Raw genomic sequence first — 11,706 nt, forward strand, 5'->3', positions numbered from 1 at the left:
CGATCTCAGGGCAGACGGCACGCGGCGCTCAGCCCGAGATGCAGCATCCCGTCGATCGTCGAGCGGTCACGAGCTGACAACCGGATGACGCCGTCGTCCCGCAGGTCCTCCTGCATCGCGCGATCTTTCGCGTATCCCGCATCGTCGAAGGCGGCCAGAATCGCCGCGTACGAGTGCTCGTTGTCGCCGGTGGCGATCGTGAGGCCGAGACCCGTCGAGCCGTCGCAGACCAACTCGGACGCCGCCGGAATCGACACCGGCGCCCCGGAGGCATCCGTCACCGGTCCCGTCGCCGCTTCGAGGGCGAGGGATGCCATGCGCACGACCTCGTCGCGCGTGTCGCCGATCTGGTCGCTCAGTCGCGGGCCACCGTCGGGATCAGGGGAGACCGGATCCGGCGGAAGCTGCGCCGTGGGCTCTCGTCCTCCCACCAGACCGCACGCGGCATCGGCCGGATCGAGCAAACGGGGCAGCACGAGCTGAGGCTCACCGACGGTGGCCAGCGGTTCGGTGGAGCTGTCGAAGGTGTGCCACACGCGCACCTCATCGCCTTCGACGACCGCCATGTACGACCCCTGGGCGAAGGGGGTATGCCCGTCGTCCGTCTGCACGCTGTCGACCGGAGTGGCGAGAATGCCTTCGACGCGTAGCACCTCGATACGGGCAGAGAGAAGGAAAGCGCGCTCGCTCACGACGTACCCGGTCGAACAGCACATCGGCCACCACGGGCACGATGGACCCGCCCGTCAGGGCGGCCGCGAACGCCGCGAGCAGGAGCGCCGCGCACGCCGCCAACCGGAGAGGCACGAACAACAGCAGCCACCACCGTCGCGCGGGTATCGCGCACACCGCGACCACGAACGCGAGCAGGGCGATCTGCACGCTGGCACCCGCGATCGCTTCCGAGTCCCACCCGCCCACGATGACCTCTGTCGGGCCTTCTGATCGCGAACCGAGGATGGTGAGCGCCAACAGGACGGCGAGCGGCGGGAGCACGAGTACGGCCGACACGACGGCGACGACACGCCGCACCGGGCGCGGGCGCGCAGACGCGGGGGCAGCGGGCGGGAGGACGTCCTGCGTCATGCGGCCAGCCTGCCATCCTCCGCTGCGGGAGAGCCCGGGGCCGCGCCGACGGGGGAGAGGGGCACAGTCGGCTCATAGGCTCCGGACAGCGGCACGGTCCACAATGAGCACATGACCCTCGCACTCGTCACCGGCACCTCCAGCGGCATCGGCCTCCACACCGCGATCGGTCTCGCACGAACCGGCGTCGACGTGATCGCCACCGTCCGCGACACGGGCCGCGCCGACGCCCTGCGCGCGGCCGCCGCCGAGGCGGGGGTGGAGCTCGACATCCGCGCGCTGGACGTCACCGACGCCGAGCGCGCGCGTTCGCTCGTCGCCGACGCCGGCCCGCTCGACATCCTCGTGAACAACGCCGGCCGCGGCGCCGTCGGCACCCTGGAGCAGCTCAGCGACGAAGACCTCCAGAAGCAGCTCGACACGAACTACCTCTCCGTCGCGCGGCTGACCCGACTCGTGCTGCCCGGGATGCGAGAGCGAGGCAGGGGTCGCATCGTCACGGTGACGAGCGTCGGGGGAGCGGTGGGCCAGCCCTTCTCGGACGCCTACTGCGCCGCGAAATTCGCCGTCGAGGGCCTGATGCAGTCCCTCGCGCCGGTCGTCGCCCCGTTCGGCATCGACGTGTCGATCGTCGAGCCGGGTGCCGTCGCGTCGTCGTTCACCGCCTCGGTCGAGCGCGCGGAACCCGGCCCGTACGCGGCTCTCCAGCAGGCGTACCTCGATCGTGCGGCGACGTCGTTCGCGAGCGCGCAGTCGGCGGACGATGCCGCAGAGACCGTCGTCGAGGCGGCCATCACCGACGCGCCCCGGTTCCGCTGGCAGACCTCGGAGTCCGCGCTGCGGTTCGCTGGCCTGTCGCTCGCCGACCTCAGCGGTTCGCGTGTGCTCGACGTGACGTCGCACTGGGTCCGCTGACCGCCCGCGGCCGCGTTGAGTGTCCAAGACACGCCGCTACGGCCCGCGCCATGACGGCGTGTCTTGGACACTCGACAGGGAACGGGACGCGAGCGGCGGGGACGCTCGTTCGTGCCCAAGCTGACATAATGTGAATTATCGGCGTTACCACGACTGGAGCGCACGCCCGGGATTCGGGCCGCATTATGTACCCCGCGGCACCGGCGCACCACCCCCGAATCGAGCGGTCTTTACGCGCGTAGCGTCCCAGGAGAGCCAGGTGCCGCCCGTCGTCGACGTCCGCGCCGGTTCGCTGAGCCGAAGGACCGGATGAGCCAGTCGATCGATGCCGCGATGCCTTACACCGGCGACACCCTCGGAGGTCGCTACGTGCTGTCCGACCGCGTCGGAGCCGGCGGAATGGGCCGTGTCTTCCGCGCGCGCGACACCGTCCTCGCACGCGACGTGGCGATCAAGCTCTTCCACACCGACCGGGCCGACGCCATCGAACCCGGGCGTCGCCTGTCGGAAGCACGTGTTCTCGCCGCCTTCGACCACCCGTCGCTCGTCACGCTCTACGACGCTCGCCTCGACGCCGGCGACCACATCTACCTCGTCATGGAGTACGTCGACGGTCCTTCCCTGCAGCGACGCATCGAGGCGGGCGCTTTGGAGCCCGCCTTCGTCGCCGCACTGCTCGTCGATCTCGCGCGCGCTCTCGCCGCGGTGCATGCCACCGGCGTGGTCCACCGCGATGTGAAGCCGTCGAACGTGCTCCTGCGTCCCACCCGCCATTCTCCGCACGGGTTCGAGGCCGTTCTCGCCGACTTCGGCGTCGCCCACCTGATCGACGCCACGCGTCTGACCACCCCGGGCACCGTCATCGGAACCGCCGCCTACCTGGCCCCCGAGCAGGTCCGCGGCGAACCACCGCAGCCCGCGTCCGACATCTACTCCCTCGGGCTGCTCACCATCGAAGCGCTCACGCGTCTGCATCCCTACCAGGGCGGGACTCTGCAAGAGACGGTACTGGCACGGCTGGCCTGTCCCCCGTCGATTCCCGCCTCACTGGGTCGCGAATGGGCGTCCCTGCTCACCGACATGACCGCGTTCGATCCCGCGGTGCGCCCCCCGGCGGCCGTGATCGCCGAACGAGCGGCGGCGCTGACCTTCTCGACGGACATCGAGATCCCGGATGCCGACGACCTCGACCTTCTCGACCTGCTCGACGTCGAGACGGCTCCCTGGACGCCGCTCCCCGACCTCGAGGCCTCCGCTTCCGCCTCGACCCTCGCCACGTCGCCACCCACCCCGCCATCCTCCGGTGACCGCCGGCGGCGCGCGACGGCACGCCGACGACCCGCCATCCGCCGCGCCTGGCTAGGTGCCGCCGTGCTGGCCGCGGTGCTCGTCGTCGGAGGCCACGTGCTGGCCCTCTCGCTCCTGGCTCCGACGCAGCACGTGACTGAGATCGCGCCGTCTCCCTCGCCGAGCGCCCCCGCGGCGCAGGAGCCGGTTCCTGCGCAGCAGGTCGCCGTCCCCGGCTCGCGCTGACGCGGCGGGAACGGCGACCGATCTCAGCGCATCACGAGCGTCTGGGTGCGGACCCCGAGCTTCTGAGCGATGTTCATCGCCGAACCGTCGGCCACCATAGCCCAGTTCTCGCCGAGCAGGTAGCTGGTCACCTCACCCACCTTGACCACGGTCTGCGCGTCGAACCACTTCTGCGCCTCGTCGGCCGTCGCGAACACCGCGACGGTCTGCATCTGGCCGGACGCACCCGTGCAGTCGATCGACGATGTGGCGAGCGAGAGACCCGAGTCCTTCGGGTCCGTGCAGACGCCACCGGCCGCCACGAACGCGTCGACGACGGCTCGCGCGGTATCGAAGCTCGAGGCGTTCGCGTCGTCGATGTCGGCGGCGTAGTCGTCGAGTTCGTCGTCGATGTCATCGTCGGCGTCATCCGCCTTCGCGCTCGCCGACGCGGCCGACGGCGCAGCCTGGTCTCCCGTCGACGGAGCCGGGCTCGAGCATCCCGTCAGCCCGAACGCCGCGGCGGCCACGATGATCGAGGCTCCCAGGCCCCAGGCGGTCTTCTTCTCCAGCAGCATGCGCACGTGATTCCTCTCAAGGGGTGAAACGAGCCGCGGACTCTCCCGATCCGCGGTCGTGAGCCGATGCTATCGGCGGCCCGACGCCGGTCTCGGCGATCGCCGTGTAACGATTCGACGGCGCCGTTCCTCGCACTACGCTCGAAGGGATGCCTTCCGCCACCCCCGCGCCTCTCCCCCGGACCCGCGGATGAGCGGCGTCCTCACCGGTTTCGCGGTCGTCGGTCTCGCGGTCGTCGTCGGATACGTGATCGCTCGGATCGACCTGCTCGGGGCGCACGCGCGTCCCGTCCTCAGCCGGTTGACGTTCTTCGTCCTCTCGCCCTTCCTGCTTTTCACCGTGCTGGCGACGGCCGACGTCGGCACCCTGTTCTCCGCTCTCCTCCCCGTCTCGATGATCACGGCGGCCGTGATCATCGGCATCTACGCACTCATCTCGGCCGTGATCCTCCGGCGGCGCGTCGGCGAGACGGTGATCGGTGCGCTGTCCGCCGGGCAGGTGAACAGCAACAACATCGGCATCCCGATCTCGCTCTACATGCTGGGCAACGCGGCGTACTCCGCTCCGGTGATCCTGTTCCAGTTGCTCGTGCTGATGCCCATCGCCCTGTCGATCCTCGATGCCGCGACCTCCGGCTCGCGATCGCCGTGGCGCATCCTCCGACAGACGGCGAAGAACCCGATGCTGATCGGCTCGGCTCTCGGGGTGCTGGTCGCCGTTCTCGACATTGATCTGCCGCCGATCGTCTTCGACCCGCTGCATCTGATCGCCGGCGCCTGTGTGCCGGTACTGCTGATGAGCTACGGCATGTCGCTGTACGGCCAGCGCGTGCTGACCGAGCCGGGTCGTCGCCTCGACGTCATCCTCGCCTCGGCGTTGAAACTCATCGCGATGCCCGCTCTGGCGTGGGCGGTCGCCACGTGGTTCGCATTGCCCGCCGACCAGGTCTTCGTCGTCGTGGTCCTCGCGGCACTCCCGACCGCGCAGAACGTCTTCAACTTCGCCCAACGCTACGGCGTGGGCGAGATCCTTTCCCGGGACGTCGTCTTCATCTCGACGTTGGGCTGCCTCCCCGTCCTTTTCGCGGTGGCGCTCCTGCTCGAGCACTCCCCCGCCTGAGATCACCGGCGGATCCGCGTACCGGTCCGTGTCGCGCGGTCTGACCCTCGGGTCTAGGGTGAATATTGTTCTCAGCATTCACACAGAAAGGGGCGTCATGTCGTCCACCACCAACCCCGCCGTCGGCGCCGTGCGCACGGCGCTCGGCATCAGCGGCGCACTCTCCCTCATCATCGGTCTGCTGATCCTGCTCTGGCCGGGTCGCACCGCAGAGATCGCGGTCGGCATCATCGCGGTCTACGTGATCATAGCGGGCCTCGTGAACATCGGCATCGGCCTGTTCTGGCGGTCCGGTTGGGCTCGCATCGGCTACATCGCGCTCGGCGTGCTCTTCATCGTCGCGGGCATCTTCTCGTTCGCCAACCTCTCGGCGACGACCGCATGGTTCGGGGTCTTCATCGGCACCCTCGTCGGCATCCTGTGGATCGTGGAGGGCGTCGTCTCTCTCACGACCGTCAGCCACGGAACGAAGGCCCGCGGCTGGACGATCTTCTTCGCGATCGTCAGCATCCTGGCGGGCGTCGTCCTGCTGTTCTCGCCGCTCCTGGGCGCCGTGACGCTCTTCCTGCTGATCGGCATCTCGCTGGTCGTGCTCGGCGTCTTCCAGATCGTCCGCGCGATCCAGTTCGGCAAGGCCGCGTAACCCCGACGTCTCGTCACCCCGACGAGGAAGGGGCCGGATGCCATGGCACCCGGCCCCTCTCGTGTGTCAGGCGATCGGTAGATACCTGCTCCACCAGTCGAGTACCGCGTCAAAGCGCTGGACGCGATGCTGGGGGCGACCGCCGCGCGTGAGCTCGTGATCCTCCCCGGGGAAGATGAGCATCTCGGCCTCGGTGCCCTGCCGCTTCAGCGCCGCGTAGTAGCGCGTCGCCTGCTCGAGCGGGCAGCGGAAGTCGAGCTCGGAGTGCAGCACGAGCGTGGGCGTCCGCACCTGATCGACGACGGCCATCGGACTCTGCGCCGCGATCCGGTCGGGGTCGGTCCCGACATACTCCTGGCCGAAGAACGAGCCGATGTCGCTCGAACCGGGGAAAGCGGTCGGGTCGAGGAAGCCGCGCTCCACGATCGCCCCCGCGAAGCGGTGGTCGTGCGCGATCACCCACGCGGTCATGTACCCGCCGTACGAGCCGCCCATCACGCCGACGCGGTCTCCGTCGAGGCGCGGGTCGGCCGACACGACACCGTCGAAAAAGTCCATGACGTCGAAGAAGTCGAGCGTGCCCATCCGCTGACGGATCGAGCGCCCGTGGGCGCGGCCGTAGCCGGCGCTGCCACGCGGGTTGCTGTAGACCACCGCGTAGCCCGCGTCAACGAGCACCTGGGTCTCGTCGAACACGTGCACGCCGTACGAGGCGTAGGGGCCACCGTGGATCTGCAGGATGACCGGGAAGGGCCCCTCCCCCTCGGGCGTGGCCACCCAGCCGTGCACGGGATAGCCGTCGCGGCCGACGATCTCGTGCTCGACGGGCACCACGACCCCGCGCTCGCGCACGCCGGCGCCGAAGTCCGTGAGAGCGCGCACCTCGCGCCCCTCGACCAGGATCACCTCTCCGAACGACTCGGGCGAGGCGACGGATGCCACGACCCGCCCGTTCGCCACGGCGTGCCCGTTCACCTCGAGGTCTCCCCCGAGCACCTCGGTCACCTCTCCCCCGCGCGTGACGCGCAGCAGGCGCAGGCGGCCGCGCGTGCGGTCCTGGACGAGTGCGTCGTCGCCGTCGAACGAGATGTGGCTGCCGCCCTCGCCGAGGTCGATCGTCTCGGCGTCCGTGAGGCGCCGTGGGCCCTCGGCCTCGAGTGCGAACAGCGCGATCCCCGGGGCGACGAAGTCGAGGCCCTCCGACCCCACGTCGTTCGCGAGCACGAACACCGTGCCGTCGGGGGCGACGGCGACGTCGGCGATCGAGAGGTCGGCGTCACGTCCGAGCACCTCGCGCTCGCCGCTCCGGTCGACCGCGACGGCGACGACGCGGTCGCGGAGGTCGGGCCTATCGGCCTCGATGGCGTCGGGCACGCTCAGGATCTCGGCGCCGCCACGCGTCCACACGACCCCGTTCCAGCTCGTCTCGCCCGCCGTCAGACGGGTGGGATCCGCGGCGACGACACGCTTCTCGGTCTCGTCGAGCGACGGAGCCGGTGCGTAGAACGGCTCCGCATCCGTCGCGGGAGCGTCCACGACGAAGAGGTGGTTCGGGCGATCGAGATAGCCCAGCCCGTTCGCGTGCCAGCGGATGCCGGTGATCCGGCGCGGCGGCTCGGCCGCGGCATCCCGGCCCTTCACCGTGCCGTAGCGGCCGGGCTCGGGAACGCGCGCCGAGAACGCGAGACGTGTGCCGTCGGGTGACCAGGCGAGATCGGTGACGCCGCCGGGCTGATCGGTGACCTGCACGGGCTCACCGCCGCTCGCAGCCACCACGAAGATCTGCGTACGGCCCTGATCGTCGGCACGGAGGAACGCGATCGTGCCGCCGTCGGGCGAGAGGCGCGGAGCACGGTCAGCGACGCCTCTGGTCAGACGACGCGGCGAACCGTCGGGCAGATCGATGCGCCAGAGCTGTCCGACGCCGCGGTCGGCGGCGAGGTCGGGACGCGAGGTGGCAAAGACGACGAACCCGCCGTCGCGGGAGAGGACCGGGCGCCCGACGGAGATGAGGGCCTCGATGTCGACCGGACGCACGCTCACTCGCCTCCGAACGAACCCGTGTCTCCGACGAGGCGCGTGTTGTCGGCGGGCACCGGGTCGACGGCCGCGCGAGCGACCTCGGCGGCGAACTCCGCGACGTTGTAGAGCTTGCCGGCGTCTTCGCGGCGGGCGGAGATGGCGCCCGGGTTCGCGCGCTCGAGCAGGGTCGCGGTGATCGTGCCCTCGATCATGTCGCCAGAGACCACGGTGAAGCCGATGCCGCGCTCCTCGAGAGCGGGGATCTTCTCGCGCAGGGCGTCCTCGCCGGCACGCTTCGAGAGGGCGACGGGCTCGTACTCCGGCATGGTCGGTGTGGTGCGGATGAAGTGCGCCTGGTGGCTCGTGACGAAGACCACGCGCGCATCGGCGTTCAGCAGCGGGAGCGCCGTCTCGAGCACGTTGACCTGCGCATCGCGGTTCAGCACGAGGGCGTAGTCCTCGGCCATACCCGACTCCATGCCGCCCGAGGCGTTGAGCACGAGGATGTCGAGACCGCCGAAGGTGCGCTCGACCTCGTCGAACATCGCCTTCACCGATTCGGGGTCGGTCAGGTCGGCACCCACGACGAGGGCCTCGACACCGAGCTCACGCAGCTGCGTGGCGAGCTTTTCGGCGCGCGGGGCCTTGTTGCGGAAGTTGATGACGACGTTCGCGCCGGCCTCGGCGAAGTAGCGCACGGTGTCGGCGCCGATGCCGCGCGACGAGCCGGTGACGAGGGCGGTCTTGCCGCTCAGGGAGCCGGACGGAAGGGTCTGGGACACGGATTCTCCTGACGATTCGTGATCGAGCCGCGCACCGATGACGGCACGGACGACCTTCCCACCCTACCGAGCCGAACCCGCTTCGCTCCGGGGTCATGCCCGCTTCACGGGCGTGTCCCACCCGCGTGCTACGTTCGCCCGCGGAGGCTTCCGACATGATTTCCTCGAGCGCGCCGCGTCACCCCTACTTCGCGGCCGGCGACCCGCCGCGGGTGCTCGCACACCGCGGCCTCGTCACGGCCGAAGCCGCGTCGGCGGGGGTGGTGGACAACTCGTTCGCCGCGGTCGCCGAAGCTCACGCGGTCGGTCTCGCCTTCGTCGAATCGGATTGCCATCTCACCGCCGATGGCGTCGTCGTCCTCTTCCACGACGACGACCTGGCTCGCGTGACGGGCGACCCCCGCCGAATCGCCGATGTCCGCCTGCACGAGCTCGAAGAGGTGATGTCGGACCACGGGGGTCTCATCACTCTTGAACAGGCCCTCGAGGCGTTCCCCGACACGCGCTTCAACCTCGACGTCAAAGCCGAGGCGGCCGCCGACCCCGTGGGCCGACTGGTCGCCGCCCAGGCGCACCGGGTCCTTCTGACGAGCTTCTCGGAGGAGCGGCGGCGGCGCGCTCTCGACGCGGCCATGACCGCGGGGGCGAGCGTGCGGCCGGCGACCTCGCCCGGATCGGCGACGGTCGCGCGGCTCGTCGCCGCCGTCGCCACGGGCGTCGCGCCCGTCGCCCGACGCGTGCTGCGCGGCCTCGACGCCCTCCAGATCCCCGAGCGGCAGGGACCGGTGCGCGTGCTGACGCCGCGACTTCTCCGCATCGCGCACGCCGTCGGCGTCGAGGTGCACGTCTGGACCGTGAACGACCACGACGACATGATGCGCCTGCTCGATATGGGCGTCGACGGTCTGGTCACCGACCGCGGCGACGTCGCGCTCGAACTGGTGAACGGCCGCTGAACACCCGGGGTCCTGAGCATCGCCTGTGAGTTCTGCGAGCACGCGCTCATTTCGAATAAAGCGCACAGGTGCGGTCGTTATACATGGGGACCGACGAGAGGACCACACAATGGCAGATCGCAGTCTTCGAGGCATCCGACTCGGCGCACAGAGCCTTCAGAGCGAAGACGGGGTCGTTTTCCACGACCGCGCGCAGCACACCTACTCCTGCAGCACCTGCGGGCGTGACACCGTCCTGACCTTCGCGGCCGACGCCGAGGTTCCCCAGTCCTGGGAGTGCCGCACCTGTGGTGCAGAGGCACTCCTGCGGATCGGTGAGGGCACCGCGACCGTCGACCACAGCGACGACAAGGCTCCGCGCACCCACTGGGACATGCTTCTGGAGCGCCGCACGATTCCCGAGCTCGAGGAACTGCTCGAAGAGCGCCTCGCGTTCGTCCGCGCACGCCGCGGAGCCGGGCATCAGAAGATCAGCGCCTGACGCTGACCGAAGAGTTCAGACGCCGGCCCCCTCGGGGGTCGGCGTCTTCCTCTGTTTCCGCGACCGCAGCGCCACCGACAGCCCGGCGACGAGCACCGCGACGAGCGACCCGGCGCCCAGCACGATCTTGACCGCGGGGCCGATGACGACGGCCGGCGTCAGACCCGTGCGCAGGGGAACGTCCGTGAGCATGTGCCCGGCGACGTCGACCGGGAGCTCGGCGAGCGTCGCCCCGTCGGGGGCGATCACCTGACTCGTACCGACGGTCGAGATGTTCACCACCGAGCGACCCGTCTCGATCGCGCGCATCCGGGCGAAGGCGAGCTGCTGCAGGTTCTCGTCCGTGCCGCGGAAATCGGCATTGTTCGTCTGGAACATGTAGACCTCGGCGCCGTCGTCGGCACCGTCCCACACGACGTCGTCGTAGATCACGTCGAAGCAGATCGCGAGTCCCACGCCCACGCCGTTCAGATCGATCAGCGGCCGTGCGGTGCCCGGGGTGTACTCGCGGCCGATCAGACCGATGAGGTCGGGGGCGAACGGCTCCCAGAACGCCCGGTCCGGCACGTACTCGCCGAACGGAACCGGATGCCTCTTGTCGTACGTCTGCTCCGGCCCGCCATCGGCCGTCCAGAGCAACGACGAGTTGAAGAGCTCGGTCCCCCGCTCGGTGACCGCCGACACGATCAGAGGCGCGTCGACGCGTCGGGACAGCTCGTCCAGCACGGCGGCGGTCTGCGACGAGGTCGTGGGGTCGGAATCGACGCCACCCTCGGGCCACAGGAGCACGTCCATGTCCTGGCCGAAGAGCGGGGCGGATGCCGCGAACTGGGCGTTCAAGACGGCGCCCCGCGCGCGCTGGTCGAAGTAACCCGCGGGCCCGTTGCCCTGCACGGCGCCCACGCGCATCGAACCGGCATCCGTCGTGGGGAACTGCGGAAGCGCGACGAGGACGACGAGCAGCACGGCCGCCGGCACGGCGCGCCGCAGATCACGGAAGCTCCCCACCCGCACGAGTTCGATCACCGTCGCGCACAGCATCACGACGAGGAAGGTCAGTCCCGACATCCCGACCCACGACGCGACCTCCGCGAACGGGCCGTTCACCTGGGAAACGCCGATTCGCCCCCACGGGAACCCGCCGTACGGCCACGATCCGACGATCTGTTCGCGGAGGGTCCACAGGCCCGCGACGAGAGCGGGAAGCAGGACGAGTCGGCCGACGAGGCCCGGCACCACCCGCGGAAGCCAGCGGTACGCGAGAGCGATGGGTACCGCGAACACCGCGGTCAGCACAGCCTCGAGCGTCGAGAGCGCGATCCAGGGGATGGGACCGAGGTAGCGCGCCGTGAAGAGGAGGTTGACCGAGAAGAACGTCGCCCCGAAGAGGAGACCCACCAGCACCGCCGGCCAGAAGCGTCGCCCGGCGAGAGCCACGAGGGCCATCGCCACGGCGGGGAAGGCCATCGGCCACCACGCGAGCGCGGGGTACGCCGTGACGAGCAGGAGGCCCGCGGCCGCGGACAACGGCGCGGCGATCGCGAGTGGGACGATCGGTCGCGGCGACACGGCGAGAGGCACGCTCCCAGCCTAAATCGCCGGAATCGTCCC

The 11,706-nt window shown here is 70.0% G+C and carries 11 protein-coding genes; 6 read left to right on the forward strand and 5 right to left on the reverse strand.

The window, feature by feature from the left end:
• Positions 1–5 precede the first annotated feature (5 nt).
• Positions 6–692, reverse strand: coding sequence for a hypothetical protein (locus tag QE388_RS16400; RefSeq protein ID WP_307386500.1), 687 nt, complete (start codon positions 690–692; stop codon positions 6–8).
• A 505-nt stretch (positions 693–1,197) separates the two neighbouring features.
• On the opposite strand from QE388_RS16400, the gene QE388_RS16405 reads away from it, so the two are divergent.
• Both QE388_RS16405 and QE388_RS16410 read left to right on the forward strand, forming a co-directional pair.
• On the forward strand, positions 1,198–2,001 hold the full coding sequence (locus QE388_RS16405) for an SDR family NAD(P)-dependent oxidoreductase (RefSeq protein WP_307386501.1): 804 nt from the start codon (positions 1,198–1,200) through the stop codon (positions 1,999–2,001).
• Positions 2,002–2,310: 309 nt separating this feature from the next.
• Positions 2,311–3,534, forward strand: a complete 1,224-nt coding sequence (locus QE388_RS16410; protein ID WP_307386503.1) for a serine/threonine-protein kinase — start codon at positions 2,311–2,313, stop codon at positions 3,532–3,534.
• A gap of 23 nt (positions 3,535–3,557) precedes the next feature.
• Here QE388_RS16410 and QE388_RS16415 read toward each other — a convergent pair whose 3' ends face one another.
• A complete protein-coding gene (locus tag QE388_RS16415) occupies positions 3,558–4,097 on the reverse strand; it encodes a hypothetical protein (protein WP_307386505.1) in 540 nt (179 codons plus the stop codon).
• Positions 4,098–4,281: 184 nt separating this feature from the next.
• Between QE388_RS16415 and QE388_RS16420 the strand changes: the two genes are divergently transcribed.
• A complete protein-coding gene (locus tag QE388_RS16420; protein WP_307386507.1) occupies positions 4,282–5,211 on the forward strand; it encodes an AEC family transporter in 930 nt (309 codons plus the stop codon).
• Between the two features lie 97 nt (positions 5,212–5,308).
• Complete coding sequence (locus QE388_RS16425; protein WP_307386509.1) at positions 5,309–5,854, forward strand: HdeD family acid-resistance protein; 546 nt, start codon at positions 5,309–5,311, stop codon at positions 5,852–5,854.
• Between the two features lie 66 nt (positions 5,855–5,920).
• Here QE388_RS16425 and QE388_RS16430 read toward each other — a convergent pair whose 3' ends face one another.
• The gene (locus QE388_RS16430) at positions 5,921–7,891 is read right to left on the reverse strand and encodes a S9 family peptidase (RefSeq protein WP_307386511.1); all 1,971 of its coding nucleotides are present in this window, start codon (positions 7,889–7,891) and stop codon (positions 5,921–5,923) included.
• 2 nt (positions 7,892–7,893) lie between these two features.
• Positions 7,894–8,658: an SDR family oxidoreductase gene (locus QE388_RS16435; protein WP_307386514.1), complete on the reverse strand. Its 765-nt coding sequence runs from the start codon at positions 8,656–8,658 to the stop codon at positions 7,894–7,896.
• A 155-nt stretch (positions 8,659–8,813) separates the two neighbouring features.
• On the opposite strand from QE388_RS16435, the gene QE388_RS16440 reads away from it, so the two are divergent.
• Together QE388_RS16440 and QE388_RS16445 are read left to right on the forward strand one after the other, a co-directional pair.
• Positions 8,814–9,614, forward strand: coding sequence for a glycerophosphodiester phosphodiesterase family protein (locus QE388_RS16440; RefSeq protein WP_307386516.1), 801 nt, complete (start codon positions 8,814–8,816; stop codon positions 9,612–9,614).
• Positions 9,615–9,723: 109 nt separating this feature from the next.
• Positions 9,724–10,095 carry an RNA polymerase-binding protein RbpA gene (locus tag QE388_RS16445; protein WP_307386518.1) on the forward strand — a complete coding sequence of 124 codons (372 nt, stop codon included), beginning with the start codon at positions 9,724–9,726 and terminating at the stop codon, positions 10,093–10,095.
• Positions 10,096–10,110: 15 nt separating this feature from the next.
• On the opposite strand, the gene lnt is transcribed toward QE388_RS16445, so the two are convergent.
• The gene (lnt, locus tag QE388_RS16450) at positions 10,111–11,676 is read right to left on the reverse strand and encodes an apolipoprotein N-acyltransferase (RefSeq protein ID WP_307386520.1); all 1,566 of its coding nucleotides are present in this window, start codon (positions 11,674–11,676) and stop codon (positions 10,111–10,113) included.
• Positions 11,677–11,706 lie beyond the last annotated feature (30 nt).

This window comes from Microbacterium sp. SORGH_AS_0969 (genome assembly GCF_030818255.1).
Lineage (GTDB): Bacteria > Actinomycetota > Actinomycetes > Actinomycetales > Microbacteriaceae > Microbacterium.